This window comes from Acidobacteriota bacterium, from assembly GCA_012517875.1.
Taxonomy (GTDB): Bacteria; Acidobacteriota; JAAYUB01; order JAAYUB01; family JAAYUB01; genus JAAYUB01.
The window spans coordinates 1-16828 of record JAAYUB010000066.1; the positions used below are offsets into that span (position 1 = coordinate 1).

The following is a 16828-nucleotide window of genomic DNA, read 5'->3' on the forward strand; positions in this document are numbered from 1 at the left end:
GATGATCCCCTGATCCACGGCCCGCTGGTCGGACACCTCCTTGACATAGGGCGCGCCATCGGCGGGGAAGAGCTTGCGGCCGGCCTTCTCGGACGCCAGCTCGCGCACATACGGTCCGAGGTCGGATAGAACGCGCCGGCTCTCTGCGCTCTCATCCGCCACATCGCGCACCTTCACGCCCAGTTGATCAAGGTCCAGTAGCTTGCCGGGCTCGGCCGTTTTTCCCGGCAGGGCCGAGTCCACCTCGGTACCGCCGGTCAACGGAGTGAGCAGGCCGCGCGGTCCCACCAACTTGTCCACCACCGGACCCGCCTGAGCCGCGTTCAGCCAGCTGCCCCGGAGCTCATCGAGGGGGGCGAAGGCGGACCCAACCGTGTCCAGCGCAGCCAACGCGTCCCGGGAGAGACGGTGCGCAGTGGCCATCCCCTCAGGGCGTGTCGCGGCCAACCGCAGGTACTCCGCCGGACCGACATAACCGGCTTCGTCGCCGATGCTGCCCGGTCGGGCGGGGATCTCCAGGTCGCGCGGATCGATGGGCAGGAGCGCATCTCTCAGGCCGTCGGTTCCCGCAGCCTGCACGGCCGAGGTGACGCCGCTGACCACCGAATCCAGCCCCGATGAAACACCGCCGGCCCCGCCGGCGTGGATCAGGTCACTCAATCGATCGATGTTCATGACGGATCCTCCAGTAGTGCGGATGGTCGAGGCCAACATCACATGCAGGTATTAAGTATTTATCGGATGATTTCCCAAATTGTTTCCAGCAATTAGAGAAGGCGGGGTCAGGCGGGTGTTCGCGGGCCGACCGGATGGCTCCGGCGGTTGGATCAGCCCGCCGAGCCGTTCGGGGTGACGGGGTATTCGATGAACTCGTATCCGACGTCGCGGGCCACTGCCTTGCCGTTGGTCAGGTCCGCGACCTGGCGGCGCAAGGCGTCGACGTCAGGTGGAGCCACCAGCAACCGGGTGGTCACCTCCGCCGCGAACACAGGCGTCTGCAGGCGGCCCGAGCGGCGAAGCTCCCGCTCCAGCCGGTGCCAGTCCGCGTAGTCGCAACGGATTTCCAGGACCAGGCGGCGGGCCCGCTCCACGATCCCCGCGGCGCGGATACCCGCCTGCGCGGCGGCGCCGTATGCCCGGATCAGGCCGCCGGCGCCCAGCTTGATCCCTCCGAAATAGCGGGTCACCACCACGACCGCGTTTCGGATGCCGAGCCGGTGCAGGCTTTCCAGGATGGGCTTGCCGGCGGTGCCGGCGGGTTCGCCGTCGTCGCTGGAGCGCTGGGTCTCCACCGTCAGTCCGACCCGGAAGGCGGAGCAGTTGTGGGTGGCGTGCCAGTGCCGCTTCCGGACGTCGGCGATGAAGGCGGCGGCCGCGGCCTCGTCCGTCGCCCGGCCGACAGCGGCGATAAAGCGGGATTTCTCCACCGTCAGTTCGGCGACGGCGTCACCGCCCACGGTCCGGTAGCACTGCGGCGAGTCGGGGTGATTCATGGTGATCCTGTCCGGACATCTCCGTTCCGCGGCTCGGCTGCCAGCATACCCGTGAGGCGTCGCGGAATCAAGGGGCGCGGCGGTGGGTGCGTCTACTCGCGTTCGAAGGTTTGGCCCAGGGCCGCCGGCGGATTGGCCCGCAGCAGGCGGAGTAGGCCGGCCAGGCGGCGACGACCGCCCTCGGGCATGAGGGCGAGCAGGCGGCCGGTCCACTCGGCCTGACCCACGTTCACCAGCACCAGGGTGAGGATCATGAAGGGGAACGGCGCCACCTGAAGCACCTGGCTGGGGATGCCGGGCAGGAACGGCTGCAGGACCACACCCAGCCACTGGAGAAAGGCGAAGAGATAGGCCCCCGCGGCGATCCGCAGCGGATGCCAGCCGCCGAAGATGGTGAGGGCCAGCGCAATCCAGCCCAGGCCGTCGAGACCGCTGATGGTGCCTTTCCACCCGGCCTTTACGCTGAGCGAATACATCGGCCCCGCCAGTCCCACCAGCGCGCCGCCGGCCACGGTGTACAGGTACCGCAGCCGGGTCACGTCAGCGCCGCGGACGAAGGCGGCGGCGGGTTGTTCGCCCAGGCCGCGCAGGGTGAGGCCGGGCCGAGTGCGGTAGATCCACACCCAGGCCACCGCGACCAGGAGGAAGCTGGCGTAGGTCATGACATCCTGCCGGAACAGCAGCGAGCCGACGACGGGCAGCCGTTCCAGCACCGGCACGGGCAGGACGTCGAGCCGCGGTCCGGCAGCGCCGATGAAGGGCGTGCCCAGAAAGTACGCCAGGTCCCTGAGCGTGAGCGCGAGGACAAAGCCCACCGCCACCTGCGACTGGCGCAGGGTGATGCCGGCGGCGGCCACCAGCAGCGCCGCAGCGGCGCCCACGGCCGCGCCGCCCAGGAAGCCTGCGGCCAGGCTGCCGGTGGCGACCGCGACGGCGAATCCCGTCATCGCCGACAGGATCAGCGTTCCGTTCAAGGACAGGTTGACGACGCCGGCACGCTCCGAGAGGGCTTCGCCGATGGCGGCCATCACCAGCGGTCCCGCGGTGGCGAGCACGCCGGCCAGACCCGTGAGCAGGATCGCCGTCCAGTCCATCGTGGCCTCTTCAAGACCGCGCCGCCGCCCGGTGGCGGAGGCCGTCGGAGAATAACACGCCCAGCACCAGCAGTCCCTGCAGCACGCCGGACAGGGACGAGTCCAGCTGCAGGGCGATGGGCAACTGGATGCCGCCGATGGTGATGGCGGCGAAGAAGGCCGCCACCGGGACCACCCAGCTCGCCCGGCAGCGGATGATGAGGGCGACCAGCAACCCCAGGAAGCCGTAACCGCTGGAAATCGACGGGATCAGCCTGTGATAGACGGCGGTCACCTGCACGAAACCGGCCATCCCGGCCAGCGCGCCGCACATTCCGAACGCCGTCAGCAGATGCCGCCGTGTGGGCACCCCCAGCAGAAAGGCAGCCCGGGCGTTCGATCCCACCGCTCTGAGCCGCAGGCCGAGCACACTCCGGCTCAACAGCAGCGCCATGACGCCCACTGCCGCCAATCCCAGCGCCAGGGACCAGAGGCTGAGCCGCGTGCCGGCCAGGTTGGGAAGTCCCAGCGCTTCGGGGAACGGTTCGGTGCCGCTCATTGAGCCGATGCCCGGCCGTTTCCAGGGACCGAAGATGAGCCACAGGATGAGGGCGGAGGCGATGAAGTTCAGTCCCAACCCGCCAAAGATCTCGTTGACGCCGCCGATGGTCTTCAGCAGCCCGGCCAGCACCGCCCATGCGGCGCCGGCAGCCATTCCAGCCGCCAGCGCGATGGCCAGAACCAGCCACGGGGACAGGGGCGCGTCCTGCAGGAGCCGCAGGACTCCAGTGACGCCGATGGCGCCCATGACGATCTGCCCCTCGATGCCGATGTTCCACAGCCCGGCGGCAAAGGTGGCGAGCAGTCCGGCGGTGACCAGCGCCAGCGGGCCCCAGACCACCAGGACGTCGGCCATCCGGTTGGCGGATCCGAAGGCGCCCAGTCCCATCTGGCGGAACGCCTCGAGAGGTGATACGCCGGCCAGCAGCAGCAGGCCGGCGGCGGCCAGCGCGGCCACGCCGGCCCCGATGACCGGCCCTCCTGCCTGCAGCCAGAGTGAACGGGCGCGGATCATCCGGCAGCCTCCCGATCCCAGCCTTTGCCGCCGATGAGCCGGCCCAGTATCTCGCGGTCCGCGGCGGCGGGATCCAGGGGCGGTGAGCACCGCCCGCAATAGCACACCACGATCCGGTCGCTGTGGGTGAGGATCTCATCCATGTCGGACGACAGAAACAGGATGGCCGTGCCCGCCCGGCAGTGCGCGCGCAACCGGGTCCAGACGGCGGCGGCCGACTCCACATCCAGCCCCCGCGTGGGCTCTTCGATAAGGATCAGCGCCAGCGGCGGAGCCAGCAACGCCAGCAGCGCCCGCTGCTGGTTGCCGCCCGAAAGGTCCCGCATCCGGGTGTCGGGCCGCCCCCGGATCGCGAACTCCCGGATTCGCTCGTCGGCCGCGGTCCGGGCGCTGGTCCAGTTGATGAACAGGCCCCGCGGCGGTCGGATCAGTTGCAGGTGTTCCGACAGATCCATGTCGCCGATCAGGCCTTCCTCCAGGCGCGCCGTGGGCACGAAGACCACGCCGCGGCTGCGGAAGGACGGGTAGGAGCGGCCCGTCAGGTCGAGGCCCCCGATCCGCACGGTGCCGGCGGTGGGCCGGACCAGGCCCGCGCATGCCCGCAGCAGGAGACGCTGTCCGCTACCCGTGAGACCGGCCAGGCCCACCACCTCACCTGACCGGATGTCGAGGTCCAGCGGCGCGAGCCGCAGCCGGTCATCCACGGCCGTTAACCCGCGCAGCTCCAGCACAGGACGACCCGGTGCCACCAGTTCCCGCTGGGGCATGGCCACCGGCCGGCCGAACATGAGCGTGACCAGCTCCGCCGTGGTGTACGGCGGCGCCAGCGTCCCGGCCAGCGCGCCGGCGCGGAGGACGGCCACACCGTGGCACAACGATTCCACCTCCTCCAGCTTGTGGGAGACGAACAGGATGGTCCGGCCTTCGGCGGACAGCCGTCGGAGGGTATCGAAGAGCTGGGCTTTCTGCGCCGTGCTGATCCCGGTGGTGGGTTCGTCCAGGATCAGCACCCGGACATTCAGGCTCAGCAGGCGCAGGATCTCCAACTGCTGGCGCTCGCCCACCGTCAGCGTGTCCAGGTAGGCTCTGGGGTCGAAGGCGAACCCGAAGGTCGCCGCCAGCTTGCGCAGCTGGCTCATCGCCGCTGATCGCGACGGGAACAGACGGTCCGGCCGGCCGGACATGAAATTCTCCAGCACGGTGAGCGTGGGAAAGTCCTGAGGATCCTGGTGTAACATCCCGATGCCGGCGCGCACCGCGTCGGCCGGATGGCGGAATAGGGCCGATTTCCCGTCGAGTAGGATGTCGCCGCCGTCTGGGCGCAGGTAGCCCGACAGAATTTTCATCAGGGTGCTCTTGCCGGCGCCATTCTCGCCGAGCAGGCCCTGGATGGTGCCTCCAGGCACGGCCAGCGTCACGCGGTCATTGGCGTTGACGCGGCCGAATGTCTTGCGGATTTCCTTCAGGGTGATGTCCATGGCGTCATTCGGAGACCCGGTGCGGCGGCCGTCCCCGGGCTCACTGGTTCGAGACGCTCTGGCCCGTCATGCCCTGGAGCAACTGCGGCAGGTACCAGACCTGGACATCCGTGGCGGTTTCGCCGGGCTTGAGGAAGACCGTGCCGTCCTGGTACAGCAGCGGACCGGTCCACAGGTTGAGACCGCCGGCCAGCGCGCCGATGAACGCGTCCAGTTCCCGCGCGGCGGCCGGGGCCAGCGCCGCTCCCTTCTGAAACCCGACGGCGGAGCGGTCGGGGTCGTTGATATCCGGCCAGTGAGGGCTCAACCATTGGAACGACGGCTGCCAGGAGCCGGCGCGGACGGCTTCCACGTGTTGGACGTAGGCCGGCCCCCAGTTGTAGTACGGCACACCAAGACAGACGCCTTCGGCTTCGGCGCAGGCGTTCACGTAGTCGTAAGGAATGGCGTAGGCCGGCTTGTCCGGCGTGGAGAACTTCTTGGCTTCAGCCAGAGCCTCGGTGGTGTAGATACCCGACACGACCACGTCGAAACCGCTGGAGAAGAAACCGTCAGCCACCTGGGTGGGGTCGGCGGTGACTCCGGGGATATTGAACCAGAAGCCGATCCACGACACCTTGAAGCGGAGCTGCCCCGGATTGCGCTTGAGCACCTGCGTCCAGGCATGGCGGGCGCCCAGGTAAGTGGCGGCGGCCAGGCGACGCGTCTCGTCGTTGATCAGCGGGCCCAGATAGCCGATCCGGCCGGTGCGGGTGGTCATGGCTGCGGCGAATCCGGCCATGGCCGCACCGTGCTCCATCCGTCCCATGACGTTGGCTACGTTGGGCAGCCGGGCGTAGTCCCGGCCCTCGGGCCAGGCGCTGTCTCCGGAGATGTGGATGACCGGGATGTCGCGGTGGGCGCGGGCGAACTCCAGCGCGCCGTCTTTCATATCGTCGGAGTTGAAGATGATCAAGCGGGCGCCGCGGGCCAGCAGGTCGTTCGCGAGCTGAGCGGGGGTGGTGCCCGGGCGATCGGACGGGTTGACCTTGTCCACATACACCATGCGGGTGCCGGACACGTTCTTTTCGACGTATCGGCCCGCTTCGAAATGGGCCTGGCTCCACCCGTGGTCGTTGGCCGGTCCCACCATCAGCAGGCCGAATACGAACTCGTTCTGCGGAGGCGCCGTGATGTCCGGCGAGGGACCGGAACCGCAGCCGGCCAGCCCGACCAGCAGCACACCCGCGAGCAGTCGCATTACCCACGAGCCGGGTTTTGACATGGACAACCTCCGGTTGGGATGGTCCTATTCTGGCAGAGGCCGACGGAGTCCGCAAATAAAAAAACCCGGCCGGCGGCCGGGAAGCGGTTTCAGGAGCGACGCGACGGTCAGCAGGCCGCGGATCAGTCAGTGAACAGGAACTTTTCGTCGAGGTGCTTCTGGATATTACGTTCCAGCAGTTTCTCGTGATCGAATCCGCGGATGCCCATGTAGTACTCGGCCGATTCGACAAAGGCAACTTCAGGAATCAGGCCGATCATCTCGACAGGGCCGAGTGAGATGCCGTACCGCCGGCATTCCATGCGCAGCATCTCGATCACCCGGTACATGGGGGTTTCCCGGAAATTGTGGATCGATACCGTGATCACCGGGTGCTGGGTGGCTTCGTCGCACCCCAGGTGCGCCTTGACGTGGGGCAGCCCGCCGTGGCCCCACTGCATGATCTGGCAGACGGCGCGGGCTGCCTCCAGATCGGTGGTGAGCAGGAGCACGCTGAAGCTGATCAGTGGATGGCGGGCGCCGATGATGGTGGCGCCGGTGTCCGCCGGGAAGGTTTCGGGGCCGAAGTCGGGGCGCCAGCGGGGCTCCTTGATCTTTTCGGCGAAGCCCTCGTACTCGCCCTCGCGGATGTTGTCGATATCGCGGCGGGCGGGGTAGCGGGCAGACTCGCTGAACAGGTACACCGGAATCTTGAAGCGCGCGGCCACCAGCTCGGCGAACTCCACGGACATCTGGACGGCCTCGGCGATGGTGGCGTCCTTCAGGGGGACGAAGGGAAAGACGTCCACCGAGCCGATGCGGGGATAGGCGCCCTGGTGCCGCCGCATGTCGATCCGCGCCAGCGCGACCTCGTACAGGTGCAGGCCGCCCTCGAAGATGGCGTCGCGCGGGCCGGTGAATCCGAAAACCGTTCGGTTGCGGAGGTGGTCCATGGACACGTCCAGCATCATCAGGTTGGGCACGCTGTTGAGTTGCGCGGCCAGTTCATCGATGAATTTCCGGTCGCGGCCTTCGCAGATGTTGGGAATCACGGCGATGATCTTGCTCATGGACGCCTCCTAGAATATGCCGAGAAAGATGCCGGCGGCGATGGCCGAGCCGATGACGCCGGCGACGTTGGGGCCCATGGCGTGCATCAGCAGGTGGTTGTTCGGATCTTCGGCCAAACCCACGGTCTCCGACACGCGCGCCGCGTCAGGGACGGCCGATACGCCGGCCGACCCTATCAGGGGATTGATCTTGTCCTTCAGGAACATGTTCATGAACTTGGCGAACAGCACGCCGCCCGCCGTGGCGACGGCGAAGGCGAAACAGCCGAGCACAAAGATCAGCACTGAACGCGGAGTCAGGAAGACCTGGGCCGATGTCGATGCCCCCACCACCAGACCCAGCAGGATGGTGCAGATGTCCAAGAGGGCGCTGGAGGCCGTCTTGGACAGACGGCACGTCACGCCCGACTCCTTCAGCAGGTTGCCGAAGAACAGCATACCCAGCAGCGGCAGGCCGCCGGGCGCCACCAGACAGGTGACGATCATGCCGGCGATGGGGAACAGGATCTTCTCCGTCTTGCTCACTTTCCGGCCCGGTTTCATCCGGATGAGCCGCTCCTTTTTGGTGGTGAGCAGCTTCATGATCGGCGGCTGGATGATTGGCACCATGGCCATGTAGGAGTAGGCGGCGATGGCGATGGGGCCGATCAGGTTGGGCGACAAGCGGGACGCCAGAAAGATGGCCGTGGGGCCGTCGGCGCCGCCGATGATGCCGATGGAGGCGGCGTCGTTGGCGGAGAACCCCAGGACCAGGGCGCCGAGGAACGTGGCGAAGATGCCGATCTGGGCGGCGGCGCCGAGCAACACGCCCTTGGGATTGGACAGCATGGCCGAGAAATCGGTCAGCGCGCCGATGCCCAGGAAGATCAGGGGCGGGAAGATGCCCGCCCGGACGCCGAAGTAGATCATTCCCAGCACGCTGTTGGTGGTGGTGTTGAACACGTACTCGTGGGTGAGGGGATCGATCATGTAGATGGAGATGGCGTCGAAGATCTGGAGGGGCAGGGGGATGTTGCCCACCAGGATGCCGAAGCCGATGGGGACCAGGAGCAGGGGTTCGTACTCCTTGGCAATGCCGAGGTAGATGAACAGGCACCCGATCACCAGCATAACGAGGTTGAGGTACGAGAGATTGACCACGCCCAGACCGGTCAGGATCTGATCCGTGTAATTCTGGATCTCGCCGGTGTGGATATCGCGGTTGAACACGCCCCGGGCGATGTTGGTCACCAGGCCGACGCTGTGATGCTCGGCCACGGCGATCACCCGGAAGAGTCCGGCCTGGCGTCCCTGGCGGTCCAGCAGTTGTCCCTTGGCGCCGGGTTTGAGGACCGCGGCGTTCATGTCGCGCCAGCCCTTGTCGATGTGGAAATAGCGGGTCGGATCCTCGAGGACGAAGAGGATGTTGTCCACCCGGGCGGACGGCGATGCCATCCGCGCCACGTCCTCGGCGAAATGGCCGGGCGCCATGTCAAGACGGGCCGTGCAGGAGTCGGTCCCGGCCAGCACCACTTCAAAACGGCCGATAGCGCGATTGTCGCGGTCGAACAGAATCCCGGACGTGCCCGGCTGCACCTGCTGTTTCGCCTTGAGATCCCATTCCGGCGCCGCGAAGCCGTGGCGGGTGCCGTGGAAAAGAGTCGCGTAGGGCGTGTCGGGGAACGACGCGCCGAACGTCGGACCCGCCCAGGCCCAGCCGGTCAGCAGGATCCATCCGATCAATAGAATTGCAATACGTCTCACGTGTTTCCTCTGTGTGCCTTGGCGATGAGCCTGGCGGGCGGGCGGCGGAGCGCCCGGTGCCGCCTACAGGGTGGTCATGGCCGAACGGGCGATGTCCACGAGCGGATCGCCTTCGGAGACCACGTCACCGTTTTTGACGTGCACTTTCTTAACGGTCCCGCTATAGGGCGACCGGATGTGATTTTCCATTTTCATGGCTTCCATCAGCACCAGGTTGGCGCCCGCCTCGACGGTGCTCCCCTCCTTGACAAAGACGTCCAGAATGAGGCCCGGCAGCGGCGACATGACACTCTCGCCGGCGACGGGCCGGCTGCCGCGCGACGCCGGGATGGCAGCCGGCGGCGGAGCGGCTGTGGACGCCGGCGCCACCGCGGAGGGCCGATGCATGGTCGGAGCCGCGACGATCTTGCGGCCGATCTCCACGAGATCCACCGCGTACTCGGTGTTGTTGACCACGATCCGGGCCGTTTCGCCGGTCAGTTCCTTGACTTCGGCGGTGTACTCGCGGCCGGCGATTTTCAGGGTGTATCGGCTCATCCGGTATGGCTCCTCTACGTCAGGTTGAAGATACCCCGCTGCGGCGGCGGCTGAACCGATTGCCGCTGGCGGGTCAGGGTCAGGCGGCTGCCGCGATCGGGCGCGTTGAGACGCAGTTCGATTTCCAGAACCGTCAGGATGACGGCTAGCACTTGGGGATCAAGAGGGGCGGAGTCGGCGACCGTTTCCACAGCGGGAGGGGGCGGTGCAGCCGGGCGACGCATTCGCTGGAGAAACTCGGGGACGACCCGGAACGACCAGATCATCAAGGCGGTCAGGGCCAGGCCGATGAACACCACGCTCATGCCGAGTCCGGTCACCATCAACGCTTCGATCACGCTCACAAATCGTCCCTCGCTTACAGGGGGATATTGCCGTGCTTGCGCGGCAGGTTGGTGTCCCGCTTGGTGCTGAGCATTTCCAGCGCCTTGACAATCCGGAAGCGCGTCGAGGACGGATCGATCACGTCGTCGATGTAGCCCTTCCGCGCCGCGGTGAACGGATTGGCGAACAGGTCGCGGTAGATCTGCTTGAGTTCGTCGGACTTGGCCTTCGGATCGGCGGCCGCGTCCAGTTCCTTCCGGTAAATGACCTCGATGGCGCCGTCGGGGCCCATCACCGCGATCTCCGCGGTGGGCCAGGCCAGGTTGATGTCGCCCCGGATGTGCTTGGAACTCATGACACAATAGGCTCCGCCGTACGCCTTGCGGGTGATGATGGTCACCTTGGGCACAGTCGCCTCGGCAAACGCATACAGCAGCTTGGCGCCGTTGCGGATGATGCCGCCGTACTCCTGGCTCGTACCGGGCATGAAGCCGGGCACGTCCTCAAACACCACCAGAGGGATGTTGAAGGCGTCGCAGAAGCGGACGAACCGGGCGCCTTTGATCGAAGCGTTGTTGTCGAGCACGCCGGCCAGCACCTGGGGCTGGTTGGCCACGATACCCACCGGACGTCCGTTGAAGCGTGCAAAGCCAACGATGATGTTGGCGGCGAAATCCGGCTGGATCTCGAAAAAGTCATGCTGGTCCGCCACGATTCGGATCAGCGCCTTCATGTCGTACGGCTTGTTCGGATTGTCCGGGAGCAGGCTGTTCAGCTCGGCGTCCTGGCGGTCGATGGGGTCGGCGTTCTCCGCCAGCGGCGGCGCATCGGTGTTGTTCTGGGGGACGAACGACAGGAGCTTGCGCAGGGCTTCCAGCGCGGCATCCTCGTTGTCGTAGACCAGGTGAGCGACGCCGCTCCGGGTGGCATGGATGTCGGCGCCGCCGAGCTGCTCGGTGGTCACGTCCTCACGAGTGACCTGTTTGACCACCTTGGGGCCGGTGAGGAACATATAGGAACTCTGCCGCACCATGATCACGAAATCGGTGATGGCCGGCGAATAGACGGCGCCGCCGGCGCAGGGGCCCAGGATCATGGAGATCTGGGGGACCACGCCGGAGCTGAGGACGTTTTTCAGGAAGATGTCCGCGTACCCGGCCAGCGCGTCGACGCCCTCCTGGATGCGGGCGCCGCCGGAATCGTTCAGGCCGATGATCGGCGCGCCCATCCGGACGGCCATGTCCATGACCTTGCAGATCTTCTCGGCGTAGGCCTTGGACAGGGAGCCGCCGAAGATGGTGAAATCCTGGGAGAAAACGAACACCAGCCGCCCGTTGATGGTGCCGTAGCCGGTGATCACGCCGTCAGTGAGAGGCTGGTTCTTCTCCATCTCGAAATCGGTGCACCGGTGCGTCACGAACATGTCGAACTCTTCGAAGCTGCCTTCATCCAGCAGCTTTTCCAGGCGCTCGCGGGCGGTGTACTTGCCCTGCTCGTGCTGCTTCTCGATCCGTTTCGGGCCGCCGCCGGCGCGAGCCTTCTCTCTCAGGTTGGCCACATCCAGCAGCTTGCGTTCGATGCTCATGGCGCCTCCATAAATATTGCAATGTTTAAATATCACAAGACCACTCTCGAGGCAACCAACTTCCTCAGAACACCTTGAAATTCTGGATTAATCGGAAGGTCGCGGATGGGCCGATCCGGAACAGTCCGATACGCCACATCCGCCGGTTTGGTGTGTTGAGCGAAAAAAAAAGGCGGGGTCATCGAGACCCCGCCGGTTGCAATCCGGAAACGATGACGTTACAACCCGGGGTCTACCTCCTCGATCTTGTACGCCCGGAACGTCCCCATGATCCCGGTGTAGTTCTCGTTGCCGATGGAAATCTTTCCCGGGATGCCTTCGAAGATCATGTAGTGGAATTTTCCCACAATCATATCGTCGAAGCCGGTGACACCCCACGCCATGACGGCATGATACATGTAGTAATCGGGGATGGTGCCGTTGGGTTCGACATGTGGTGGTTCTGAGTATGATGTGCCCTGGCCCAGGAGCCAGAATCTGGACCCGGTCACCAGCCCCGTCGCCCGGATACCGGCATAGACCATCAAATCCTGCAACTCTTCATCACCGGTCTTCTTGGGAGTTGCAGCACCCTCGTCACCGAAGGTGAGGTACCCCCACAGAACCCCGTCCGGCTCCTGGATCATCCACATGTAAGCGATTTCCGTATAGGGAGCAGGTTTTTCGGTATTCGATCCCGACAGGACGCCCCGCAGCTCAACTTGCCAATACCCGCTCAGGTCCGTGGCCGCGGCGAGTTGCGTGTCGAGGGCCTCAGATGCGGCCAAAAAACCGGTCAGGGCGATGGCGGTCAGGAAGCCCGCCAGAATCCGGGCCCGCGCAATATGCTTCATGTTCATGATTCCTCCTTGTTCCTCTCTCGTGTTAATGGCTCGATGTGAGTCCGCCGACTCACTTGTCCGGCACGAGGATCATTTCGTCCTGCTTCCACGCCCGGAAGACGCCGGTGGCCCCGAGGCCTTCGGAAATACGCGGCCTCTTGTCAATGTCGTTGTTGAAATCGAAATCAAACCGCATCAGGATAAACTCGGCAACGAGGGTGTCATACTCCTCGACTCGACCGACGACGCTCATGTAAAAAGGGGTGATGTACTCTTTGTCAAGGCCCGCGCTGGTGTACAGCCAGATTCTGCCGTTGGCGGTGAATCCCTCGATAAAGGTCGGTGGGTGAGGGCGGGGGACTTTGTCATCCGCCTTGACCGGGTCAAAGGGCAGGAAGCCGATGTAACCGAAAATCGCGTGACCATACTGGAACAACACCATTTCGCTGGACATCTGGTACTGGTCCGGCATGTCCGATTCGGTGGAGAACGAAATCCCCGACAGACTCATTTTCCAGATGCCGGTGACGTTGTCCGTGGCGTCACGGGTCTGCATGCCGCACAGACCGAATGCCCCCATGGCGAGGACCAGGCAACCACAGATAAGCCACTTTTTCAGATGGCTGTTAGCGTGCATCATGTGCCTCCTGATGAAAATTGCAATTTCACTTATTCTAATGAATGGAACCGGTAACCGTCAAATGGATTCTTCAGAATGAATAGTATTGTAACTCTTTAAACATGAAAATGTTACAAATGCGGTCCCGCCTGGCGTTTGTAGACATAGATCCGGGTGGCATAAATGTCGGACAGGCGGTGGGTGCGGACCGGCTTCCAACCTGGCAGGGAAAAGGTGTTGCTGATCACCCGGGCCCCGGCTCGCAGTTCGCGGCTGAGTTTTTTGTCCAAAGCGTGCATGGCTTCCGGGAACAGATAGCAGACCACCAGATCGGCATCGGCCAGGGACACCGCCCGGAAGTCCGCCCGAATGAGCCGGAGCTTGGGCCACCTGCCAAGTCGGCGGAGTCGCGAGCAGAAGAGCGGCACGGGGGACAACTCGTAGCCGATGACAGTTGCTTCCGGAAACCGCCTGGCCAGTGGGACAGCCAGTGACCCCCAGCCCGAACCCGCCTCCACGATCGTTCCGGAGAAACCCGCGGGGATCTCCGACAGCATGACCTGACGGGCCCGCCGGCTGGAGGGGAGCGGCGAAATCCCGGTCTTCAGAGTGTGGTAGACGATGGACAGGACGGCTCCGACCAAAAGAACCGACAGGCAGAGCGCGACGATCTCCATAATGGCTTTCCGCGCGACGTGATGTTCGATGAAACTATACTCCGCCGGCCGGTAGAATCCAAATACCCTGCGAGCGCCGGTGGGTCGGGTTGCTAATTTCGTTGCGGGATCATGGCGGAATCTTTATAATTCCGCTATCGACGATCACCTGTTCGAATGATTTGCGGCGGAAACTGCCGCTGGATGGATCATGGTTCTGATTTACGCACCGTTCAACATCCTGAGGAGGCAATGATGTTCAAAGAGTTCAAGGAATTTGCCGTCAAGGGGAATGTGGTGGACATGGCCGTGGGCATCATCATGGGCGCGGCTTTCGGTACCATCGTCAGTTCGCTGGTGGCGGACGTGGTGATGCCGCCCATCGGCATGCTGATGGGCAATGTGGATTTCGGCAACCTGTTCGTGGTGCTGAAGGAGTCGGCCACCACCGCCGGTCCGTACGCGTCCTTGGCCGACGCGCAGAAGGCGGGCGCCGTCACGCTCAACTATGGCAAGTTCATCAACACGATCATCAGCTTCCTCATTGTCGCCATCGCGATGTTCCTGCTGATCCGCGTCATCAACAAGCTGAAGCGAGAAGCGCCGCCCGCTCCGCCGGACACCCGCGAGTGCCCCTACTGCTGCTCCACCATCTCCAACAAGGCCACCCGGTGCGCCCACTGCACGGCCGATGTACCGGCGGTGTCCTGATCGTCCAGCCGGTTGCCGGAGCATCCGGGCCGGTCAGGTGAGCCGGCAGATAGAGACGTGCCCGGATGGCTGTTGGGTTATCCGGACAGCGGACGCGCCGGCCTCAGCCGGTCCAACAGGCCTCTGAGGTAGCCTGTGGCATGGCTGGCATGGTGGGCCGCGATGAACAGGGGAACGACAGCGGCCAAGGGCGGATCCCGTCGGGACACGGCGGCATGGACGCCGGCTGCGGCCAACAGGAGACCGTAACCGGCCGCTTCCGCCAGCGGAATTCGGAATAACAGGGGGTGAATCACCCCGGCGAGGACGGACAAGCCTAGGGCGACAAGGGCGACCGCCGGCAGCGCATAAAAAAAATGGGTGCCTGGACGACGGGCGCGTTCTCGGGCGAGGGCGATGTTGCGATGCACGAAAGCAACAGGCGTGGTCTCCCGCTCGTGACTGACTACGGCCGATGGTGCAAATCCCACCGCCAATCCCCGCCGGCGCAGCCGCTGGGCCAATTCCTGTTCCCATGACTCCGCCACCGTGTGATCGAAGCCGCCGACCTCTAGAAACGCTTGGCGATCCACAGCCATGTTCCAATGACGTGGATAGTAGGCCCGGCCGCCGGCGCCGCCGGCGCGCACGCCGCCGGATCCCAGGGGTGAGGTGAGCACATAATCCAGGCTCCGCAGGGAGAGCGGGGCCCCTGCCGGTACCCGGTCCGGTCCTCCGGCAAATACCAACCCTTTGCCCAGGGCGGCGGAGAATGCCGCAAGCCATCCGGTCTGGAGGACGGCGTCATCATCGGTGAATGCGAGCCGCCCCGCAACGGCCCGGGCCGCACCCTGGTTCCAGGCGGCCGGACGGTGCGGCGGGTCCGGCACGAGATACTCCGCTCCACGGGCCGTGGCGACGGCGCGGCGTTCCGGCCGGCCATCGGGATCAAGCACGATCACCTGCGCACGAGACTCGATCTCCCCTCGGGACAGGGCGGCGAGCAGCCGTTCCAGCCCGGCCGGGTGGTGCTCGGTGAAAACGATGATGGTGAACGGCGGCAAGTTGTCCATGGGCTGGCACGACCATTGTACCCAGTACCATCATAACGCTCAACGACTTTCAGGTTGCGCCCGTGGCGGCTATCCCGCTATGATGGCGTCGCTCACAGAACCTTGAATCGAGGTGAACGCATGGGGGAGCTGGCCGGGTGGCTGACGCTGGTGACGGTATTGGTGACGGCATTGGGAGTGGGGGTGTTGCTGGTGGTCCTCTACCGGCGGATCGCCGCCGGGCGCCAGCAGGCGGATGAGCTGACCCTGCGCGTCGAAGCCCTCGGCCGGGAGATCGAGCGCACGGAGCACGCGGTGCTCGAGGAGTTCGGCCGCAACCGCGAGGAGCAGGACCGGCAGGCCCGGGCGATGCGCGAGGAGGTGGGCGGCCGGCTCAATACCACGGCCGACGGCATGCTCCGCAGTTTGGGCGAAATCACCCAGGCCCAGCGGCAGCAGCTGGATATATTTTCCCGCCGTTTGGAGCAGCTCATCGGCACCATGGAGCAGAAGCACGACGGCCTGCGCGGGGCGGTGGAACAGAAGCTCTCGCAGATCCAGAGCGACAACGCCACGCGGCTGGAGGAGATGCGCCGCACGGTGGACGAAAAACTGCAGGGAACCCTGGAAAAGCGCCTTGGCGAATCATTCCGGCAGGTTTCGGAACGGCTGGAGCAGGTCTACCGCGGTCTGGGCGAAATGCAGGCGCTGGCCAGCGGGGTGGGCGACCTGAAGCGGGTGCTGACCAACGTCAAGACCCGCGGCATCTGGGGCGAAATCGCCTTGGGCAACCTGCTGGAGCAGATCCTGACACCGGATCAATTCGCCGTCAACGTCGCCACGCGGCCCGGGAGCAACGAGCGCGTGGAGTATGCGGTGAAGTTGCCCGGACGGGGCGATGACGAGAACCCGGTCTGGCTCCCCATCGATGCCAAGTTTCCCAAGGAGGACTACGAGCGGTTGCAGGAGGCCGCCGACGCCGGCGACGCGGACGGTGTCGCCCGGGCGGCCCAGCAGCTCGAGACCCGCATCAAGGCGGCGGCGCGCGATATCCACGAGAAATACGTCAGTCCGCCGGCGACGACTGATTTCGCCCTGATGTTCCTGCCCACCGAGGGGCTGTACGCCGAAGTGCTGCGCCGGACCGGACTGCTGGAAGCGCTCCAGCGGGATCTCCGCGTGGTGGTGGCCGGCCCCACCACCATCGCCGCCATCCTGAACTCACTCCAGATGGGGTTCCGCACACTGGCCATCGAGCAACGTTCCAGCGAGGTGTGGAAACTGCTTGGGGCCGTCCGGACCGAGTTCGGGAAATTCGGCGACACGCTGGACAAGGTCAAGAAAAAGCTGGATGCTGCGTCCACCGAGA

At 65.1% G+C, this 16828-nt stretch carries 17 protein-coding genes; 2 read left to right on the forward strand and 15 right to left on the reverse strand.

The window, feature by feature from the left end; genetic code table 11:
* The 14 genes from GX414_07045 to GX414_07110 all read right to left on the reverse strand — a co-directional run.
* The coding region (locus GX414_07045) for a hypothetical protein (GenBank protein NLI46847.1) at positions 1–675 on the reverse strand (675 nt) is incomplete at its 3' end.
* A 152-nt stretch (positions 676–827) separates the two neighbouring features.
* On the reverse strand, positions 828–1493 hold the full coding sequence (locus GX414_07050) for a YigZ family protein (protein NLI46848.1): 666 nt from the start codon (positions 1491–1493) through the stop codon (positions 828–830).
* 92 nt (positions 1494–1585) lie between these two features.
* Positions 1586–2587 carry an ABC transporter permease gene (locus tag GX414_07055; protein NLI46849.1) on the reverse strand — a complete coding sequence of 334 codons (1002 nt, stop codon included), beginning with the start codon at positions 2585–2587 and terminating at the stop codon, positions 1586–1588.
* 10 nt (positions 2588–2597) lie between these two features.
* Entirely contained in the window at positions 2598–3641 is a 1044-nt protein-coding gene (locus tag GX414_07060) for an ABC transporter permease (GenBank protein NLI46850.1), read from the reverse strand.
* Positions 3638–5119, reverse strand: coding sequence for an ATP-binding cassette domain-containing protein (locus GX414_07065; GenBank protein NLI46851.1), 1482 nt, complete (start codon positions 5117–5119; stop codon positions 3638–3640). Before GX414_07065 ends, GX414_07060 begins: the two co-directional genes overlap by 4 nt.
* A 40-nt stretch (positions 5120–5159) precedes the next feature.
* Positions 5160–6359: a BMP family ABC transporter substrate-binding protein gene (locus GX414_07070; protein NLI46852.1), complete on the reverse strand. Its 1200-nt coding sequence runs from the start codon at positions 6357–6359 to the stop codon at positions 5160–5162.
* 146 nt (positions 6360–6505) lie between these two features.
* Positions 6506–7432 (reverse strand): glutamate formimidoyltransferase, encoded by a 927-nt coding sequence (gene ftcD / locus GX414_07075; GenBank protein NLI46853.1) that lies wholly within the window; start codon positions 7430–7432, stop codon positions 6506–6508.
* A 9-nt stretch (positions 7433–7441) separates the two neighbouring features.
* Positions 7442–8776 (reverse strand): sodium ion-translocating decarboxylase subunit beta, encoded by a 1335-nt coding sequence (locus GX414_07080; protein NLI46854.1) that lies wholly within the window; start codon positions 8774–8776, stop codon positions 7442–7444.
* A gap of 462 nt (positions 8777–9238) precedes the next feature.
* On the reverse strand, positions 9239–9712 hold the full coding sequence (locus GX414_07085; GenBank protein ID NLI46855.1) for a biotin/lipoyl-binding protein: 474 nt from the start codon (positions 9710–9712) through the stop codon (positions 9239–9241).
* 14 nt (positions 9713–9726) lie between these two features.
* Positions 9727–10056: an OadG family protein gene (locus GX414_07090; protein ID NLI46856.1), complete on the reverse strand. Its 330-nt coding sequence runs from the start codon at positions 10054–10056 to the stop codon at positions 9727–9729.
* A gap of 14 nt (positions 10057–10070) precedes the next feature.
* Positions 10071–11621, reverse strand: coding sequence for an acyl-CoA carboxylase subunit beta (locus GX414_07095; GenBank protein NLI46857.1), 1551 nt, complete (start codon positions 11619–11621; stop codon positions 10071–10073).
* A gap of 218 nt (positions 11622–11839) precedes the next feature.
* Complete coding sequence (locus tag GX414_07100; GenBank protein ID NLI46858.1) at positions 11840–12460, reverse strand: hypothetical protein; 621 nt, start codon at positions 12458–12460, stop codon at positions 11840–11842.
* Positions 12461–12512: 52 nt separating this feature from the next.
* A complete protein-coding gene (locus tag GX414_07105) occupies positions 12513–13082 on the reverse strand; it encodes a hypothetical protein (GenBank protein ID NLI46859.1) in 570 nt (189 codons plus the stop codon).
* A gap of 110 nt (positions 13083–13192) precedes the next feature.
* On the reverse strand, positions 13193–13738 hold the full coding sequence (locus GX414_07110) for a class I SAM-dependent methyltransferase (GenBank protein ID NLI46860.1): 546 nt from the start codon (positions 13736–13738) through the stop codon (positions 13193–13195).
* Between the two features lie 234 nt (positions 13739–13972).
* Between GX414_07110 and mscL the strand changes: the two genes are divergently transcribed.
* On the forward strand, positions 13973–14428 hold the full coding sequence (gene mscL / locus GX414_07115; protein ID NLI46861.1) for a large conductance mechanosensitive channel protein MscL: 456 nt from the start codon (positions 13973–13975) through the stop codon (positions 14426–14428).
* A gap of 77 nt (positions 14429–14505) precedes the next feature.
* Here the strand turns inward: mscL and GX414_07120 are convergent, their stop codons facing one another.
* Complete coding sequence (locus tag GX414_07120) at positions 14506–15480, reverse strand: glycosyltransferase (protein NLI46862.1); 975 nt, start codon at positions 15478–15480, stop codon at positions 14506–14508.
* A 120-nt stretch (positions 15481–15600) separates the two neighbouring features.
* Between GX414_07120 and rmuC the strand changes: the two genes are divergently transcribed.
* Positions 15601–16828: DNA recombination protein RmuC (gene rmuC / locus GX414_07125; protein ID NLI46863.1), on the forward strand; the 1228-nt coding region annotated here is incomplete at its 3' end.